This window comes from Sphingomonas panacisoli (genome assembly GCF_007859635.1).
GTDB classification, from domain to species: domain Bacteria; phylum Pseudomonadota; class Alphaproteobacteria; order Sphingomonadales; family Sphingomonadaceae; genus Sphingomonas; species Sphingomonas panacisoli.
Map to the genome: position 1 here is coordinate 1,515,482 of NZ_CP042306.1, position 16,439 is coordinate 1,531,920.

Annotated in this window: 18 protein-coding genes; 6 read left to right on the top strand and 12 right to left on the bottom strand. The window is 66.5% G+C overall.

Features of this window, described 5'->3' with window-relative positions; all coding sequences use genetic code 11:
• The first annotated feature begins 4 nt into the window (after window positions 1-4).
• Window positions 5-601 carry a hypothetical protein gene (locus FPZ24_RS07745; protein WP_420853395.1) on the top strand — a complete coding sequence of 199 codons (597 nt, stop codon included), beginning with the start codon at window positions 5-7 and terminating at the stop codon, window positions 599-601.
• A gap of 15 nt (window positions 602-616) precedes the next feature.
• The gene (locus tag FPZ24_RS07750; RefSeq protein ID WP_146570772.1) at window positions 617-1,933 is read left to right on the top strand and encodes an SPOR domain-containing protein; all 1,317 of its coding nucleotides are present in this window, start codon (window positions 617-619) and stop codon (window positions 1,931-1,933) included.
• A gap of 1 nt (window position 1,934) precedes the next feature.
• Here the strand turns inward: FPZ24_RS07750 and FPZ24_RS07755 are convergent, their stop codons facing one another.
• Window positions 1,935-3,134: a dihydroorotase gene (locus FPZ24_RS07755; RefSeq protein ID WP_146570774.1), complete on the bottom strand. Its 1,200-nt coding sequence runs from the start codon at window positions 3,132-3,134 to the stop codon at window positions 1,935-1,937.
• On the bottom strand, window positions 3,131-4,117 hold the full coding sequence (locus tag FPZ24_RS07760) for an aspartate carbamoyltransferase catalytic subunit (protein ID WP_146570776.1): 987 nt from the start codon (window positions 4,115-4,117) through the stop codon (window positions 3,131-3,133). Before FPZ24_RS07760 ends, FPZ24_RS07755 begins: the two co-directional genes overlap by 4 nt.
• 122 nt (window positions 4,118-4,239) lie before the next feature.
• On the opposite strand from FPZ24_RS07760, the gene FPZ24_RS07765 reads away from it, so the two are divergent.
• Window positions 4,240-5,121: an AraC family transcriptional regulator gene (locus FPZ24_RS07765; protein WP_186729136.1), complete on the top strand. Its 882-nt coding sequence runs from the start codon at window positions 4,240-4,242 to the stop codon at window positions 5,119-5,121.
• 3 nt (window positions 5,122-5,124) lie between these two features.
• Here the strand turns inward: FPZ24_RS07765 and ruvX are convergent, their stop codons facing one another.
• A complete protein-coding gene (ruvX, locus tag FPZ24_RS07770) occupies window positions 5,125-5,586 on the bottom strand; it encodes a Holliday junction resolvase RuvX (protein WP_146570780.1) in 462 nt (153 codons plus the stop codon).
• On the bottom strand, window positions 5,583-6,710 hold the full coding sequence (locus FPZ24_RS07775) for a DUF3089 domain-containing protein (RefSeq protein ID WP_146570782.1): 1,128 nt from the start codon (window positions 6,708-6,710) through the stop codon (window positions 5,583-5,585). The genes ruvX and FPZ24_RS07775 overlap by 4 nt, the downstream gene beginning before the upstream one ends.
• A gap of 65 nt (window positions 6,711-6,775) precedes the next feature.
• Here FPZ24_RS07775 and gatC point away from each other — a divergent pair, with 65 nt between their 5' ends.
• Window positions 6,776-7,078: an Asp-tRNA(Asn)/Glu-tRNA(Gln) amidotransferase subunit GatC gene (gene gatC / locus FPZ24_RS07780; RefSeq protein WP_146570784.1), complete on the top strand. Its 303-nt coding sequence runs from the start codon at window positions 6,776-6,778 to the stop codon at window positions 7,076-7,078.
• Window positions 7,078-8,562 carry an Asp-tRNA(Asn)/Glu-tRNA(Gln) amidotransferase subunit GatA gene (gene gatA / locus FPZ24_RS07785; protein WP_146570786.1) on the top strand — a complete coding sequence of 495 codons (1,485 nt, stop codon included), beginning with the start codon at window positions 7,078-7,080 and terminating at the stop codon, window positions 8,560-8,562. Before gatC ends, gatA begins: the two co-directional genes overlap by 1 nt.
• Before the next feature lies 1 nt (window position 8,563).
• Here gatA and FPZ24_RS07790 read toward each other — a convergent pair whose 3' ends face one another.
• The 8 genes from FPZ24_RS07790 to FPZ24_RS07825 all read right to left on the bottom strand — a co-directional run bounded on the left by FPZ24_RS07790 (window position 8,564) and on the right by FPZ24_RS07825 (window position 15,414).
• A complete protein-coding gene (locus FPZ24_RS07790) occupies window positions 8,564-9,571 on the bottom strand; it encodes a cupin-like domain-containing protein (protein WP_146570789.1) in 1,008 nt (335 codons plus the stop codon).
• A gap of 42 nt (window positions 9,572-9,613) precedes the next feature.
• A complete protein-coding gene (locus tag FPZ24_RS07795) occupies window positions 9,614-9,832 on the bottom strand; it encodes a hypothetical protein (protein ID WP_146570791.1) in 219 nt (72 codons plus the stop codon).
• A 65-nt stretch (window positions 9,833-9,897) separates the two neighbouring features.
• Window positions 9,898-11,151, bottom strand: coding sequence for an N-succinylarginine dihydrolase (locus FPZ24_RS07800; protein WP_146574289.1), 1,254 nt, complete (start codon window positions 11,149-11,151; stop codon window positions 9,898-9,900).
• Window positions 11,151-12,167 carry an arginine N-succinyltransferase gene (locus FPZ24_RS07805; RefSeq protein WP_146570793.1) on the bottom strand — a complete coding sequence of 339 codons (1,017 nt, stop codon included), beginning with the start codon at window positions 12,165-12,167 and terminating at the stop codon, window positions 11,151-11,153. Before FPZ24_RS07805 ends, FPZ24_RS07800 begins: the two co-directional genes overlap by 1 nt.
• The gene (locus FPZ24_RS07810) at window positions 12,164-13,366 is read right to left on the bottom strand and encodes a hydrolase (RefSeq protein WP_146570795.1); all 1,203 of its coding nucleotides are present in this window, start codon (window positions 13,364-13,366) and stop codon (window positions 12,164-12,166) included. Before FPZ24_RS07810 ends, FPZ24_RS07805 begins: the two co-directional genes overlap by 4 nt.
• 52 nt (window positions 13,367-13,418) lie before the next feature.
• A complete protein-coding gene (locus FPZ24_RS07815; protein ID WP_146570797.1) occupies window positions 13,419-13,898 on the bottom strand; it encodes a surface-adhesin E family protein in 480 nt (159 codons plus the stop codon).
• 59 nt (window positions 13,899-13,957) lie between these two features.
• On the bottom strand, window positions 13,958-14,443 hold the full coding sequence (locus tag FPZ24_RS07820; RefSeq protein ID WP_146570799.1) for an RNA pyrophosphohydrolase: 486 nt from the start codon (window positions 14,441-14,443) through the stop codon (window positions 13,958-13,960).
• Window positions 14,440-15,414 (bottom strand): alpha/beta hydrolase, encoded by a 975-nt coding sequence (locus FPZ24_RS07825; RefSeq protein ID WP_146570801.1) that lies wholly within the window; start codon window positions 15,412-15,414, stop codon window positions 14,440-14,442. Before FPZ24_RS07825 ends, FPZ24_RS07820 begins: the two co-directional genes overlap by 4 nt.
• A 38-nt stretch (window positions 15,415-15,452) precedes the next feature.
• Between FPZ24_RS07825 and FPZ24_RS07830 the strand changes: the two genes are divergently transcribed.
• Entirely contained in the window at window positions 15,453-16,376 is a 924-nt protein-coding gene (locus FPZ24_RS07830; protein ID WP_146570804.1) for a histone deacetylase family protein, read from the top strand.
• Window positions 16,377-16,439 lie beyond the last annotated feature (63 nt).

A 16,439-nucleotide genomic window follows, 5' to 3' on the forward strand; every position in this document is an offset into this window, starting at 1 on the left:
CGCGATGATGAGCGAACCCAAGCCTTTTGCCTCGCTGTCCTCGGGCCTGTTGGCGCGCAAGGGTCAGGCGAAGCCGGCCATGCGTCCGCAGGGCTTCACTGGCGGCTATTCGTCGCTGGCGGGCGGCCTGGAAGACCTCGGCTGGAACGACATGGGTCAGATGATCGAGCCTGAGGCCGACGTCCATCCGATCCACGAGAACGAGATCGTCGCGCCGCCCGAGGGCGTGCCGCCGGTCCTGGCGCAGCGCCGCCAGCTGAAGGAAGAACTCGAAGCCCCGGTCATCGAGGCTCCGATCGACGATCATCAGGTCGCGATCGATGCGCCGACGCCGCCGGTGCCCGCCGAAGTGGTGTCGATCGTCCGCCGTCCGGTGTCGGTCGCGACCGCCAATCGGCTGGCGCGCGAGACTCGGCACAAGGCCAAGGCGGCGTTCACGCTCCGCCTCGACGAAGACCGCCACCTCCGCCTGCGCCTCGCGAGTGCGCTTAGTGGCCGGTCGGCGCAGCAATTGGTGACCGAAGCGCTCGACGCGTTTCTCGAATCTGTTCCCGAAGTCGACGACCTGGCGCGCCAGGTTCCGGTTCGGGCCAAGGGTTGATTGGGGGCTTTTGAGATGAAGACCATCGGTTTGAACGCGAGCCTTTCAGCACTGGCGCTGTGCGTCGCGGTCGGCGGCCTGGTTCAGGGTGTCGCAGCTGCCGGCGAACGCACGGCGGCACAGCTTGCCGCGGCGGCCCGCGACGACGCATCGAAAGCGTCGAGGGCGATCGCCAAGCGGAACGCCGACGACGCGGTACGCTACGCAGAGCTAGCCGTGGGCGAACAGCCGCAGTCGGCCGAATATCGCGCCTTGCTGGGTCAGGCGTATCTGATCGCCGGCCGCTTCAGTTCGGCCAGCACCGCGCTCACCGATTCGCTCGGCCTGGCGCCGGGTGACGGCAAGGTCGCGCTCAACCTCGCGCTCGCGCAGATCGCCGAGGGCGATTGGCAGGGTGCGCGCCGTACGCTCGACAGCAATTCGGGTTCGATCTCGGTCAGCGACCGTGGTCTGGCGATGGCGCTGGCGGGCGATCCCGGCTCGGCGGTCGATCTGATGCTGCCGATGGCGCGTCAGCCGGGCGCCGATTCGAAGCTGCGTCAAAATCTCGCGCTCAGCCTCGCACTGGGCGGCCGTTGGCAGGATGCCAAGGTCGTTGCCGGTATGGACCTGTCGCCGACCGAAACCGACAAGCGGATCGAAGAATGGGCCGCGTTCGCGCGTCCCACCGGTCGCGCCGATCAGGTCGCATCGCTGCTGGGCGTGAGCCCGGTGTCCGATCCCGGCCAGCCGATCGCGCTGGCGCTCAACGCCGCGACTCCGGTCGTCGCCGTCGCCGCCGTCGCGCCGACCCCGGTCACCGGTGCGCCGGCCGCTGCCTTTGTCGCCGCTCCTGCTCCTGCCACCGTCGTTGATCCGATGGTCGCACCGAAGCCTTCGGTATCCGGCGTCGTGTTCGGTGCGCGGGCCGAAGTCGTGCAGCCGCTGCCGATCAAGGCCGTGGTGACGGCGCCGGTCAAGCCGGTCGTCGCGTCATCGCCGGTCAAATCCAAGAATTTCGTCAAACCCCTGGTCGCAACCACCACCCCGGGCGCTTCCAAGGTCGGCGTGAAGCCTGTCGTCGGGAAGGGCAACTTCGTTGTCCAGCTCGGCGCCTATGACAGCGCGGGCGTCGCTCGCGATGGCTGGGCACGGGCTTCACGCAATTTTTCGGGCTATGCGCCGCAAGGCATGCCGATCACGGTGGCGGGCAAGACCTATTACCGTCTATCGGTCGGTGGCTTCGACGAAGCGGGCGCCAAGCGCCTGTGCTCGAACTATCGCGCCAAGGGCGGCAAGTGCTTCGTGCGCGCGACCGCGGGCGACACCGCCGCGGCCTGGACGAAGAAGTAAACTAAGCCAAAATCTCCGCGCCGCCCTTCCACAGGCGGAGCACTTTTCCTTGAGCCGGCAACCCGTCGAATGGCGTGTTGCCGGCTCTTGCCGTCATGGCCTCGCCCTTGATCTGCCACGGTGCGGTTTCGTCGAGCAACAGCAGATCGGCCGACATGCCGGGCGCCAGCGAGCCGGTTTCCACACCGAGGATCCTGGCGGGGTTGGCCGCAAGAAGCGCGAACAGCCGCTCGATCGGCAGGTCGAGCGATAGCGATAGCGCAAGCAACGTCTCCGCCCCCGACGCGCCGGCCGCGGCATCCGCGAAGGGCAGGCGCTTTTCCTCCGGCCCGCGCGGGTCGTGTCCCGAACACAGCACGTCGACGGTGCCGTCCCTGACCGCTGCCAGTGCGGCCTGACGGTCGCTCTCGTCGCGCAACGGCGGCGACAGGTGCGCGAAGGTGCGGAAATCGCTCATCGCATTGTCGGACAGCAGGAGATGGGCAGGGGTGATCCCGCAGGTCACGCGCGCGCCACGTCGTTTGGCGGCGCGGATAAGAGCGAAGCCCGCTGCGGTCGTGACCTGACGAACGTGCAGCCGCGCGCCGGTTTCCTCGGCCAAGGCGACATCGCGCGCGACCGCGAGCGCCTCGGCAATCGCAGGCGCAGCGGGCAGACCGAGTCGGGTCGCGGTCTCACCCTCGGTCGCAACCTTGCCGTCGGTCAGTCCGCCATCCTCGGCATGCGTGATCACGGCCAGATCGAGGTCGCGGGCATAGGCCAGCACTTTCCGCATCACCCCGGAGTCCGCGATCCAGCGCCGGCCGGTCGACACGGCTTTCGCGCCGGCTCCCTTCATGATCGCCATTTCGGCAAGATCGATCCCGGCCAGTCCTTTGGTCGCGGCGGCGATCGGGTGGATCCACAGGCGCGGCTTGCCGACCAGAGACGCACGCTGAACGATGCCCGGGTCGTCGAGCACCGGCGATTGATCGGGCATCAGCCCGACCCGCACGATTCCACCCGCGCGGAACGCTGCGCGGTCGATGGCGAACACGCCGAGATCGACAATGCCGGGCGCCAGCGTCTTGCCTCTACAATCGATTGTCGTCGCGTTCGGGGCAGGGGAGCCGACGATCGTCCCGTCACGGACGTGAAGTTCGCCCGGCTCCGCACCGTCGGGTCGCACGATGCGCGCGTTGACGAAGCTGAGGTCGGTCATGCCCACCCCTCCACGCCGCGCGCGCGTCGTGTCAGCACATCGAGGCATGCCATGCGCACCGCAACGCCCATTTCGACCTGCTCGGTGATGGCCGATTGCACACCGTCGGCGACATTCGAATCGATCTCGACCCCGCGGTTCATCGGGCCGGGATGCATCACGAGCGCGCCAGGCTTGGCACGTTCGAGCCGCTCGGTCGTCAGCCCGTAGCGAAGATGGAATTCGCGTGTGGACGGAATGAACGCTCCCGACATCCGCTCGTTCTGCAGGCGCAGCATCATCACAACGTCGGCGCCGTCGAGCGCAGCGTCGAAATCGGCGTAGGGCGTCACGCCCATCCGCTCGATGGCGGCGGGCATGAGCGTCGCCGGCGCAACCACGCGAACCTCCGCGGCCAGCGCGGTCAGCGCCAGGATGTTGGATCGCGCGACGCGACTGTGCAGGATATCGCCGCAGATAACCACGCGCTGGCCCGCGATCGACCCGCGCCGCCGCCGGATCGTCAGTGCGTCGAGCAGGGCTTGCGTGGGATGCTCATGGCTGCCGTCGCCGGCGTTGAGCACCGGGCAATCGACCTTGTCCGCAATCAACCGCACCGCGCCCGAACTCGCATGACGGATGACGATCATGTCGGCGCGCATTGCGTTCAGCGTCTGCGCGGTGTCGATCAGCGTCTCGCCCTTCTTCACGCTCGATTGCGCGACCGCCATGTTGACGACGTCCGCACCAAGCCGCTTCCCCGCGATCTCGAACGACAGCAATGTGCGCGTAGAGTTCTCAAAGAACGCATTGATCAGCGTCAGGCCTGCGAGCCGCTTGTCGGGTTTGGCGCGATTGCGATTGGCCTCGATCCATTGCTCGGCTTCGTCGAGCAGGAACGCGATCTCGTGCGGTTGAAGACCGTCGATTCCGGTCAGGTGCCCGTGCGGGAAGACGGCGCCGCCCGAAATGAGGGCGGCGGGGCGATGATCGGACGATTGCATTAAAGCCGTCGCCTAAACCGAGCGAGCCTCGCGCGCAAGGCACGCCAGTACCTAATCTAGATTAGGATTCGATGGGTTCCCTTCGTGACGTTTTTTGGACAAAGCAGTCAGCGGGGGAATCAATGTCAGATCGGGTCGCACCCGGGCGCGCCGCGCCCGACGTCCGTTTTTACCTGCCGGCGCCGCTGTTGCGGTCGCTGGTCACATCCTATTACGTCGTCGATGCGCCTGGGCCTCTGGCCGATTTCACGCATCCCGAATGGGGCAACATCCGCTTTCTGCTGGTCGGCGACATGCGGTTCGGCAGCCCCGACGGCCACGACATGACGCCGCCGCCGGCACCCGCCGTCATTTTCGGCCCGACCGACCGTACGCGCCGGTTCGACAGCCGAGGAGGTCTGACGATCGGCATCGGGCTGACGCCGATCGGCTGGTTGAGCCTGATCGGCAGCGACGCGTCGAAGGCCGCGAATGCTATCCTGCCGCTCGGCGACGAGCTCGGCACCCCGGGCGAGGCGCTCCGCCAGACCCTGGCCGCGGCGCAGGACGATGCGGCGATGGTGGCGATCCTCGACGCCCTGCTAATGGCGCGTAGGCCCGAACCGAGCCGGTATCACGATGCCGTCGCGAAGGTTCAACAGGCACTGCTCGACGGCAAAGCAGATCAGGTCGCGGAACTCGCCGAGGCAGTCGAGATGGAGCAACGCACGCTGCACCGCGTGTGCCGCACGGTGTTCGGTTTCTCGCCAGTGCGCCTACTGCGACGCCAGCGCTTCCTGCGCACGCTCGCGAAGGTCCGCGACGCGCTCGATCAGCCGCTCGGCCAGCTCATCGATTCGCAATATTACGATCAGGCGCACTTCAACCGCGACTTCAAGGCGTACATGGGCATGACGCCGATGACGTATTTCGGTACCCCCCGCGAAGTCATGCGCCGGGCGGCGGAACAGCGTAATGCGCTCCTCGGCGCGCCGGTGCAGGGTCTCCACATCCCCCGAAAATAGTTGCTACACGCCAACCAGCGCGTCGATCGCCCCCTGCAGGATGTAACTCGCGGCGAGTTTATCGACCCGTTCGGCCCGTTTGGCGCGCGACAGGTCCTCGGCGATCATCTGGCGCTCCACCGCTTGGGTCGACCAACGTTCGTCCCACAGCAGGATCGGCAGGGCCAGGTCGGTCAGGTTGCGCGCGAACGCTCGCGTCGATTGCGTGCGCGGACTGTCGCTGCCGTCGAGGTTGAGTGGGAGGCCGACGACGAGCCCCTTGACCGCCTGGCCGCCGATCATCGCGATCAGTTGCGCCTTATCGGCCGTGAACTTCGTGCGGCGGATCAGCTCGGCCGGGCTCGCGAAACTCCATCCGGCGTCACATAGCGCCGTACCGATCGTCTTGGTCCCGACATCGAGCCCCAGCAGCCGACCGCCTTCCGGCAAGGCTGCGCGATAGGTTCCTCGATCCTCGGTGATCATTTTCCGGCAGGCGCGGGGGTTGCGCCCCACTTCGCCTGATACCGCCGCATCACGTCGCGGCGGACGTTCGCCCAGAACAGCGAATAATCGAACACGTGATAGTTGTTGCCCGGCAACACGTAACCGCCCAGATCGATCGGCGTTCCGATCGACAGCAGCCCGCGCCCGGTGCACGCCGCCGGCACGCCAGGTATTGCGAGCATCGCGGTGTCGAGCGCCTTGGTCGGCACCAACGTCCCCAGGTTGTCCTTCGCTTCGGCCGTACCATTCGCCGTGCCGGTGATCGGGTTCGTGCAGACCATTGCCGTGTCCTTGCGCGGCTGGCCGTCGAACCCGGTCGTCGCATCATAGACATCGAGCACCTGCGACGGATCGGCGGGTTCGGCGTAGCTTTGCCACGACAGGATGCAGCCAGCCTGATCGGCGGCGGTGCATTCGGGCAAGCCGAGCACCGGCAGATCGGCGGTCTTCGATATCGGCCAGCCGACGACGTACGCCGCGACGATCCGGTTCGCGAGCGGCTTGCCCGCGACGCGCTCCCGCAACAGTCGCTCGAGGTGCAGCGCGCCCTGACTATGTCCCGCGAGCACGATCGGCCGATCAGGCCCCACTTCCGCCAGAAATTCGTCGAACGCTGCGAGCACGTCCCTGTACGCGAAATCGAGCGCCTTCTCGGCGTCCGCCTGGCTGGTGAGGAACGCACCGAACGTCGCTTGTCGATAACGCGGCGCCCAAACATCGCCGATCTCGTTGAACGCGGAAGCCTGACCCTTGAGAAACACGCGCGCATATTGGTTGGCCCGCGGGTCGTCGAGCGGTGCGTTCCAGTGCGCGCGGTCGATGTACGAGGTAGGATGGATGAAGAAAACCGCCGCGGGACGCTTGTCGCCCGGCTTGAAGTTCGCGGGCGTCCACAAGGCAGGATTGCCCGGAATGTCGGGCCGCGCGAACCACATATCGGCATTCTTGTAGCGCTGCGCCGGCGTCGCGGGGCCACCGGCAAAGCTCTCGCCCGGTACCAGCGCCAGCTTCATCAATTCCTTCTGGAAATAATAGAGCAAGCCGGCGCCGATCGTGAACAGCACGATCAGGATGATGACGGCGTAGAGGAATTTGCGAGCCATGCAGCGCCGTTGCCCGATAGCCAGAACGGTTGCAATCTCGGCGCTCGGCCTTTAGCCGCGCCTGCATGTCCGTAGACGCCGCAACCGTAAAGAAGATCGCGAGCCTTGCTCGTATCGCGATCACCGACGAGGAGGTCGCGAAGATCGCGCCCGAACTCGATAATATTATGGGCTGGATCGAGCAGTTGGGCGAGGTCGACACGTCGGGCATCGCGCCGATGACCGCGGTTATCCCCAATCATTTGCGCCTGCGCGACGACGTGGTCGATGCCGACCCGCTGACCGCCGGCGGCAAGCGCGCGGCGGTCCTGGCGAACGCTCCGCAGGCCGAGCATGGCTTCTTCACCGTGCCGAAGGTGATCGAATAGTGGCCGACATCACTGATCTCGGCGTGGCCGCCATCCGCGACGGCGTACGCGCCGGCACCTTCTCCGCGACCGACGTAGCCGAGGCGTTCAATGCGCAGGTCGCCAAGGCGAAGACGCTGAACACGTTCCTGGTCGAGACTCCCGAGCACGCACTCGCCGCCGCCAAAGCCACCGACGACGCGCGCGCCAAGGGTGACGAGCTCAAGCCGCTCGCCGGTGTGCCGATCGGGATGAAGGACCTGTTCTGCACGAAGGGCGTGGCCTCGACGGCGGCGAGCCATATCCTCGAAGGGTTCAAGCCTGAGTACGGATCGACCGTCTCGCAGAATCTGTGGGATGCGGGCGCGGGCATGTTGGGCAAGCTCAACATGGACCAGTTCGCAATGGGATCGTCGAACGAGACCTCGTATTTCGGTAACGTCATCAGCCCGTGGCGGCGCAGAGACGGCGGCAACGCGCCGCTCGCGCCCGGCGGCTCGTCGGGGGGCAGCTCGGCGGCGATCGCGGCGCGGCTGTGCCCGGCGGCGACTGGCACCGACACTGGCGGTTCGATCCGTCAGCCGGCGGCGTTCACCGGCATTTCTGGCATCAAGCCTACCTATGGGCGTTGCTCGCGCTGGGGAGTGGTGGCGTTTTCGTCCAGCCTCGATCAGGCTGGGCCGATGGCGCGTGATGTGCGCGACTGCGCGATCATGCTCGAGGCGATGGCCGGGTTCGACGCGAAGGATGCGACCAGCCTCCAGCTCGACGTACCCAGGTGGGAAGCGGGCCTGAACGCCAGCCTGGCCGGCAAGCGGATCGGTATCCCCAAGGAATATCGCGTCGATAATATGCCGGCCGAGATCGAGGCGCTGTGGCAGCAGGGCATTCAATGGGTCAAGGACGCCGGCGCCGAGGTGGTCGAGGTGTCGTTGCCGCACACCAAATACGCGCTGCCGGCCTATTACATCATCGCGCCGGCGGAGGCGTCGTCCAATCTCGCGCGCTATGACGGCGTACGGTACGGACTGCGTGACCTGCCCGAGGGGGCGAACTTGCAGGATATGTATGCCGCGACCCGGGCCGAAGGCTTTGGTGCCGAGGTGAAGCGCCGCATCCTGATCGGCACTTACGTCCTGTCGGCAGGATTTTACGACGCGTACTTCACACAAGCTTCGAAGGTCCGTGCGCTGATCGCTCGCGATTTCGACGAGGCGTGGAAGTCGTGCGACCTGCTCCTGACCCCGACCGCACCTTCGGCCGCGTTCGCGCTGGGCGAGAAGTCGGCCGATCCGATCGCGATGTACCTCAACGATGTCTTCACGGTGCCGTCTAGCCTTGCCGGGCTACCGGCGATGTCGGTGCCGGGCGGGCTCGACAAGGACGGCTTGCCGCTGGGGCTGCAGGTGATCGGCAAGGCGCTGGACGAGCAGGGCGTACTGAACGCGTGCCTGGCGATCGAGGAGCGGGCCGGATTTACGGCACGGCCTGAGGTGTGGTGGTAGGCTAGCGCGACCCCTGCGTTTTTTGCAGGGCGGCGATGATCGACTGACGCATCATCGCCAGATCCGCCGGCGATTCCGCGCCGAGGATACCGCGCGCAGCCTCCGGCAGATGCGCAGCGGGATCGACATCGCTCTTGAAGACGTAATGGTCGAACATCGCGCGCCACGACCGCCGTTGAGCGGGCGGTAGCTGGCGCAACGCGATCATGCCGTGCATCAGCGCATCCCAGGGCGACCCGACATCGCGGCGCGCCGGATTCCACCAATAGTTGACCAGCAGGTTCAGCGGCGAGAGCGCCTCTACGTGATGATACCAGCCATACGGGATGTAGATCGCATCGCCGGGCTCGAGTTCGACGGTCTGCGCGTCGGCGAGCGCGTCGGCAAACCCCGGGAAGCGATCGAGATCGGGCTGCGTCACATGCGCCATGCTGACCGCGGTGCCGGCCGGGGTGAGGTGGAACGGCCCCATGTACAGGTTGGCGACCTGCTCCGGCGGGAACAGCGTAAAGCGGCGGCGGCCGGCCGCGACGCAGGCGATGTTCTCGACCTGATCGTGATGCGTCGCGACGATCGCCGCCGTGCCCAGCCATAAACGTGGCTCGACGTCCGGCGGCAGGAGCGGCATCGGGTTGGCAGCGGCGAAGCCCGGCAGAATTTGCTCAGCGGCGACGCCCTGAATCGCCAGTCGGTCGGGCGCGGGGGCGTCCGCCTGTTGGTCGAGCGCGGCGAAAAAGTCGGCGATCGATGCCGGTTCGCGGTTGAAATTTGGCCGATCGACCGCCGCCGAGTAGTGCAACCGACCTTCCTCGCTGGCGGGCGAGCGTACCATTGCGAGCTGAACGTCGTTCGCCATCGCGGTGAGATAGTTGGCGAGTTCTCCCCGCTGCGCACTGACGACGACCGGCCAATCCGCGACCAGCCCGCGCATGACCACCGGCTCGCCCGCGTCGCTGATCGCGGCGAAGGCGGCGGCATCGGGAAGCGGGCGTTCGGCAACCGGCTGCATGAGCTCGCGGTCCGCTTTCGCCGCGATCAAGTCAAGCGAGGTTCAATCGGCGCGGCTGCGCTCGATCGAATCCAAAATCCGCGCGCCCGCCATGAACACCGCGACCGGGCAGACCGCGAAGAGCATCCAGCCGCCATAGCCGGGATATTGCTGGAGGTAGTGGACGCCGCGCTCGACCGCGCCGAGGCCGAGGCCATAGATAATCAGAAACGCTTCGAACTTGGTCTTGATGACGAACAGTCGGGCGAATTTGGTCCACATGTCCGCGATTTACGCATGACTCGTGCCAATGGCGGAAACGCGTCGTTCCGCGTTAACGGACGTGGTTATTTGTAAGTTAACCCGACGATTTCGAGCGCGTCGAGCAGCGCTTCGCGCGCGGCGCGGATGCGGGCGATCAGCGCAGGGTCGCCGATCCGGTCGATCGCGATTTCCTCCGGCCAATGTGCCTCGATAACCGCGGCGATGCGGTCGAGCTTGGCATCGTCGACCAGGAAGCGGGGATCGACCGTCGTGGGATCGGCGACTACGCGCAGGCGCAGGCATGCCGGACCGCCGCCGTTGCGCATCGACTGGCGGACATCGACCACCTCGACTCGGCGGATCGGGCCGTTGCCGGCGAGCATCTCCTGCAGCCAGGCCCAGACGGCACCATTGTCGCGCGTCTCGCCTGGGACGATCAGGGCCATCGTGCCGTCCGGCAGCGTCACGAGTTGCGCGTTGAATAGGTAGGACGAGATCGCGTCGGTGAGGCTTACACGGCTCGCGGGAATCTCGACGATCTCGGCCCAGGGCGCGATGCGAGTGATGTCGGCGTAGAGCCGCGCCTTGTTCTCGAACGCCTGCTCGTGCGCGAACAGCACGCGTTCGTTGGCAACCGCGACGACGTCGTTGTGAAACGCGCCGGCGGCGATCGCAGCGACCGATTGCTGGGCGAAGATCGTGTGATTCAGGGCGAGGCGATGCGCGCGGGCGACGGCTTCGGATGATTCGCGGCGTTGCCGGGCGGGAAAGGGACCGCCGCTCTCGCCATAGACGAAGACTTCGACGCCCGGCGCGCCATGATGCTCGGCGAGGCGCATGTGGTTAGCCGCGCCCTCGTCGCCGAACGGGGCGGGGACGGGTTCGTGTACCGCGAATGCCGGATCGGCGAACGCGAGGCGGAGTTGTGCCAGCGTCTCGGGCCATTCGTGGCTGCGGTGCGCCATCGTCACGAGGTTGGCGACAGTGAGGTGGCAACGGCCGTCCCCGGCGTCTGGGGCAGGCGAGACGGTCGCCGCGTTCGCCGCCCACATCGGCGACGCGGACAGCGCCTGCGCCTTCAGATGCGTCGGGGCATCGGCATAATCGATCGCCAGACTCGCCAACCAGCTGTCGTCGGGGCGATCGTGGGGCAGGAGGATACCTTGCGTCAGCCCCAATGCGAGGTTGGCGCGCATCTTCGCCACGCCCTCCAGTGCCGCTTCGCGCGGCCGTGACGTCATGCCGGCATTCGACGTGGCGGCCAGGTTTCCCGGGCTCAATCCGGCATAATTGTGGCTCGGCCCGACGATTCCGTCGAAGTTGATTTCGACGACCATCACGCGCGGCCGATATAGGTGACCTGGTCGCCCTCGCGGACGCCGAGCGCTGTCGCGGCGGTGCGATCTACGACTACGCCGCCACCCGCTTCGCGCATCTGGGCGAAGGCGCAGCGGAAGCCGGCAAGATGCCCGGTTGCGGCCAGTACGCGCTCCCCGCCGTCGTCATCGACCGCCACGACCGTCGCCACTTGCGAATCTGCGATGCTCTTCACGCGGTCGGTGTGGGCCGTCATCGTCGGCCCCCCGTCGAAAATGTCGATATACTTCTCGAACGCGAACCCCTCGCTTTCGAGCATGCGCATCGCGGCGCGACCGGAAGGGTGGGGGAGGCCGATGACGCTGCGTGCGCTCTCGGTCAGCATCGCGACGTAGATCGGGTGCTTGGGGAACAGATCGGCGATGAACTGGTGGCCGTGGGTCGCGTTGAAGCGGTCGGCGTCCTGGAAATTCATTCCGAAGAACCGCCCGGCCAAGCCGTCCCAGAACGGCGACCCGCCCGCTTCGTCGATGATCCCGCGCAGCTCCGCCAGGATGCGGTCGGCGAAGCGCTGACGGTGCATCGCGATGAACAGATAGCGGCTGCGCGCGAGCAGCATGCCGAGCCCGCCGGCGCGCTCGCCCGGATGGAGGAATAGACCGCCGACCTCGCTCGATCCTTCCAGGTCGGTGGTCAGGCTGAGCATTTCGGCGCGGAAGGTGCGGCCGAGTTCCTCGCTCTGCTGCGTCAGGGTCGCGATGCGGTAGGAATAGAAGGGGTGGTTGGTGCCGACTTGGCTGAACATCTGGCACGTCCCGCGGACTTCGCCAGTCGCGACGTTTTCCAGCATCAACACGAACACGTCGTCGCCGAGCGTTTCCTCGTCTCGCGAAAACGCTGCGCTGCTGACGCCGAGCCGTTTCCGCAAAGCGCGGCGATCGGCGGGCAGGTTGGTGAATCCGCCGCCGGTCAGCTTCGCCATTTCGTAGAGATGGTCGAGGTCGCCGTCGCTCGCGGCACGAATACGAAAGCTCACAATCCCCCCTTTTCGGCGATCTTCAACACCGTCAGCGCCGATAATGCCGCGCGTTCGACGAGCGAGTCGACCAACAGGAACTCGTCGGTCGAATGAATCGCCCCGCCACGCGCGCCCATCGTGTCCACCACCGGCACGCCGGCGGCCGCGATATTGTTGCCGTCGCACACCCCGCCGGTCGCTTTCCACCCGATATCGAGGCCGAGGTCCGCGCCGCTGTCCTTGACCAGCGCGAACAGCGTCGCCGCGCCGTCGTCGATCGGCTTGGGTGGGCGGTTGAAGCTGCCGTGCAAGTCGATCTGCACGTTGCGGTCGGCGGCAACCTCGGCGATGGCCCAGTCGATCGCGGCCTGGGCAGTATCGATCGCTTCGGGCGAGGCGGGGCGGAAATTGACGCGCAGGATGGCGAGGTCCGGGACGACGTTGTTCGGCCCGCCACCCTCGATCCGCGCCGGGTTGACCGCCAGCCCCTCCTGCTTCGCCGAGAACAGCCGGACGGCAAGATCGGACGCCGCCACGATCGCGTTGCGGCCGTCGTCGGGATTGCGTCCGGCATGGGCGCTCTTGCCGTGCACGACGATCGAGAAATTGCCCGTCCCGCCGCGCGCGCCAGCTAGGGTACCGTCGGCGAGCGCGGGTTCGTAGGTGAGGGCGGCTACCTTGCCACGCGCGAGGTCAGCGATCAGCGCGGCGGACGAGAAGGACCCGGTCTCTTCGTCCGAATTGATCATCACGTCGTAGCCGATCCGGCCCGCCAACGGCGATGTCTCGACCGCTTTCAGCGCGGCGAGCAGCAGCGCGAGACCGCCCTTCATGTCGGCCACCCCGGGCCCGTTCAGCGTGTTGTCGTCGAGGAAACGCTGGTCCTGAAACGCGTGATCGATCGGGTAGACCGTATCCATATGGCCCGTAAACAGCATCCGCGTCGCCGCATCAGGGCGGACGCGCAGGACAAGGTGGCGACCATGTTCGATCGCGCTGACCGTGCCATCGGTGGAAACGCTCTCGGCAGGAGCCGGGTCGATCAGCGACAGTTCGCCGGGCAGAACGGAGAAGGCATCGGCCAGTGCCCCCGCCATCATCCTCAGCCCGTCGAGGTTACGCGTCCCGCTGTTGATCGCTGCCCAGGCGCGCGTGTGGTCGAGCATCGGCTCGGCGGCGATCCGGTCGAGCAGCGCGGAAACGGCGGGGACTTTCATCCCCGCCGTCTAGGCCGGTCCGGTCGCGGGGTGAACCCCCGCGAAACGATCGTCAGTGTTTATTGGCGCCACTCGACGACGATCCAGCGCTCAGCGCAACGCGGCCCGCGTTGAACGGATTGCTGGCACCGTAACTCTTCGCGCTGCTGGGCTTGGTTCCGCCCGAACAGGCGAACTGGCGCGCCGAATCGTCAAGCGACCCGCCGCCGACGTCGCGCCATTTGCCCGATCCGACATCGTCGGCGAGCACGGTCAGGCTGGCGCTGTAGCCGGTCAGGTGCAGGAACCGGTAGCGCGGGGTCGAGCAGTCGAATTCGAGCACCAGCTCGCGCGATGCGGTGCCGTCGGTGTCGTCGGTCGAATGCACGCTCCACGCGGTCACGCGACGCAGCGAACCGCCCGTGTTCACGATGCTGTCGCGGTCGATGAAATAGGCGGTCGTCTTCGATTCCGACGTCGCCACCAGGAACCAGTTCTTCGCTGATGCTGGCATCGACCAGACCATGGCCGCGAGCGCTACCCACTTAAGCATGCGATACTCCCCTTACTTGCTTGGCACATCGTGCAGAGCCGCGCCGACCTTTGCAAGCGTCAGGCGCGGGTCAGATGTCCCGAAAATGCGGCGATCACGTCTTCGTAGAGCTTGCGTTTGAACGGTACGATCAAGCCGGGCAGTTCGTGCGGATCGACCCAGCGCCACGACATGAATTCGGGGTGCGGCGTCGCGAGGTCGATGTCGGTGTCGTCGCCGAGGAAGCGGTAGAGGAACCATTTCTGCCGCTGCCCACGCCATTTGCCCTTCCATACCTTGCCGATCAGATCGTCGGGCAAGTCGTAGAAGAATTCGCCTGGAGCCTCGGCGATCAACTCGACGTGCTCCGGGCCGACGCCGATTTCCTCGCCCAATTCACGGATCGCAGCCTCGCCGGCTTCTTCGCCTGGGTCGATCCCGCCCTGGGGCATCTGCCACGCTTCCATCGTCGTATCGAGACGCTGCCCCGCAAAGGCGAGGCCATCGGCATTGAGCAGCATCACCCCGGCGCAGGGACGATAGGGCAGGTCGTTCTTGTCGGTCATTCGGCAGCTTGGGCCATGACACGATCGCCCTCGGCTTCGACGATGATATCCTTGAGTGCGGCGAGCGCACCCATCACGTCGCCGACGCTCGACGGGATTGCTTTTCGCAAGGTGATGAAACCGTGGATGTTGCCCTTCGCTTCGCGAAACACGACCGGCACCCCGGCGGTGGCTAACGCTGCGGCATAGGCGCGCCCCTGGTCGCGGATCGGGTCGAGGCTGCCGGTCACCACCACAGCGGGCGGCATGTCCTCGAGATTGCCGAGCAACGGCGATGTGCGGATATGCTCGTTCTCGGCGCCGTACGCGGCCATGAACCAGTCCATGCTCTCCTTTGTCAGCAGATAGCCGTCGGCGAACTGGCTATAGCTCGGATATTCGCGGCTGGAGTCGGTTGCAGGATAGAAGGACAGTTGGGCGATCACCGGCACGGCGGCGGGTGCATCGCGCAAGGCGGCCGCGGTGACGATCGCGAGATTGCCGCCCGCGCTGTCGCCGACAAGGATCAACGACGTGACCGACCGGCCGATCTCGGCCGGACTGCCCGCGACCCAGCGCGCCGCCGCTTCGCAATCGTCCGGCGCGGCGGGCCATTTCGCTTCGGGGGCGAGGCGATAGTCGACCGCGACCACCGGCAGGTCCAATACGCGCGCCATCTCGGCGGTGAAGCTCGCGTGACTGTCGAGGTCGCCGATCACGAAACCGCCGCCGTGGAAGAAAACGACGGCAGGCCCCGGCTCGCGAGTGGCGCGCGGATCGAATAGGCGGGCCGGGATGTCGCCATCGGGGCCGGGAATGGCGAGGTCGAGCATCGTGCCGAGTTCGCCGATCGGCGGATCGGCGACGTCCTTCATCATCGTATAGACTGCGCGCGCGGACGGGGCGTCCATTTCGTGCATCTTCGGCCCCGGCATCGATGCGAGGAAATCGAGGAACTGGCGGGCATCGGGGCGGACGAAGGGGTCGGTCATGGCTATCCTCTCCAGAATTCAGTTCGTAAGTAAAACCGATGATCGCGGTCGTCCATCACCCGGATTATGTCGCGCCCGGCCAGCCGCGGTCGGGCTATCAGTGGAACAAGAACGGCGCGATCCGCGATCTGTTGCGCGCGGCAGGCGGTGCGATCGCATGGTTCGAGCCCGAGGCGATGGCCCGCGAGTGGATCGAGGCGGCGCACGATCCGGAATATGTCGCCGAGGTGATCGAGGCCCGCGTTCCCCGCGAGAAGGAACGGCGGATCGGCTTTCCGGTCAACGCGACGGTCGCACGGCGCGCGCAGATCGTGCCGGGCGGGACATACCTCGCGGCCAAGCTGGCGCTGGAGCGCGGCTATGCGGCGAACAGTGCTGGCGGGAGTCATCATGCGCTGGCGGATACCGGCGCGGGCTATTGCGTGTTCAACGACCTCGCCATCGCCGCGATCCGGCTGGCGGAAGAGGGGCGTCGCGTGCTGATCGTCGATTGCGATGTGCATCAAGGCGACGGTACCGCGGCGTTGACGGCGGGACGGCCGGGCATCGCGACTTATTCGATCCACGCGGCGAAGAACTTCCCGGCGCGCAAAGCGCGGTCGACACTCGACGTGCCGCTGGTCGATGGGGTGGGAGACGACGAGTATCTCGACACGCTCAAGGCGACGCTGGCGCCGGTGCTCGACGGCGAGCAGCCCGACATGATCCTCTATCAGGCCGGGATCGATCCATTCGAGGGTGATCGGCTGGGTAGGCTCAAGCTGACCGACGACGGTCTGGCCCGCCGCGAGCGCCTCGTCGCCCGCCTCGCGATCGATCGCCGCATCCCGCTCGCAAGCACGGTCGGTGGCGGGTACGGCGACGACGTCCTCGCGATCGCCCGCCGTCACGTCGCCGCGATCCTCACCTTGGGACAGGCGTTCGCCGACGGGTGGCAAAGAACGGTTTGCACACAGGCGTAACCGATCTACGTTGGTCGCCAGGGGCTCCGCGCATAGAGAAGCCCGACATGACGCAGGAACAGT

What these genes read in the sequence shown, in the direction of transcription:
- FPZ24_RS07745 (WP_420853395.1), top strand. Translation starts at nt 5, where the DNA reads ATGATGAGCGAACCCAAGCCTTTTGCCTCGCTGTCCTCGGGCCTGTTG.
- FPZ24_RS07750 (WP_146570772.1), top strand. Translation starts at nt 617, where the DNA reads ATGAAGACCATCGGTTTGAACGCGAGCCTTTCAGCACTGGCGCTGTGC.
- FPZ24_RS07755 (WP_146570774.1), bottom strand. Translation starts at nt 3,134, where the DNA reads ATGACCGACCTCAGCTTCGTCAACGCGCGCATCGTGCGACCCGACGGT.
- FPZ24_RS07760 (WP_146570776.1), bottom strand. Translation starts at nt 4,117, where the DNA reads ATGCAATCGTCCGATCATCGCCCCGCCGCCCTCATTTCGGGCGGCGCC.
- FPZ24_RS07765 (WP_186729136.1), top strand. Translation starts at nt 4,240, where the DNA reads ATGTCAGATCGGGTCGCACCCGGGCGCGCCGCGCCCGACGTCCGTTTT.
- ruvX (WP_146570780.1), bottom strand. Translation starts at nt 5,586, where the DNA reads ATGATCACCGAGGATCGAGGAACCTATCGCGCAGCCTTGCCGGAAGGC.
- FPZ24_RS07775 (WP_146570782.1), bottom strand. Translation starts at nt 6,710, where the DNA reads ATGGCTCGCAAATTCCTCTACGCCGTCATCATCCTGATCGTGCTGTTC.
- gatC (WP_146570784.1), top strand. Translation starts at nt 6,776, where the DNA reads ATGTCCGTAGACGCCGCAACCGTAAAGAAGATCGCGAGCCTTGCTCGT.
- FPZ24_RS07790 (WP_146570789.1), bottom strand. Translation starts at nt 9,571, where the DNA reads ATGCAGCCGGTTGCCGAACGCCCGCTTCCCGATGCCGCCGCCTTCGCC.
- FPZ24_RS07795 (WP_146570791.1), bottom strand. Translation starts at nt 9,832, where the DNA reads ATGTGGACCAAATTCGCCCGACTGTTCGTCATCAAGACCAAGTTCGAA.
- FPZ24_RS07800 (WP_146574289.1), bottom strand. Translation starts at nt 11,151, where the DNA reads ATGGTCGTCGAAATCAACTTCGACGGAATCGTCGGGCCGAGCCACAAT.
- FPZ24_RS07810 (WP_146570795.1), bottom strand. Translation starts at nt 13,366, where the DNA reads ATGAAAGTCCCCGCCGTTTCCGCGCTGCTCGACCGGATCGCCGCCGAG.
- FPZ24_RS07815 (WP_146570797.1), bottom strand. Translation starts at nt 13,898, where the DNA reads ATGCTTAAGTGGGTAGCGCTCGCGGCCATGGTCTGGTCGATGCCAGCA.
- FPZ24_RS07820 (WP_146570799.1), bottom strand. Translation starts at nt 14,443, where the DNA reads ATGACCGACAAGAACGACCTGCCCTATCGTCCCTGCGCCGGGGTGATG.
- FPZ24_RS07825 (WP_146570801.1), bottom strand. Translation starts at nt 15,414, where the DNA reads ATGACCGACCCCTTCGTCCGCCCCGATGCCCGCCAGTTCCTCGATTTC.
- FPZ24_RS07830 (WP_146570804.1), top strand. Translation starts at nt 15,453, where the DNA reads ATGATCGCGGTCGTCCATCACCCGGATTATGTCGCGCCCGGCCAGCCG.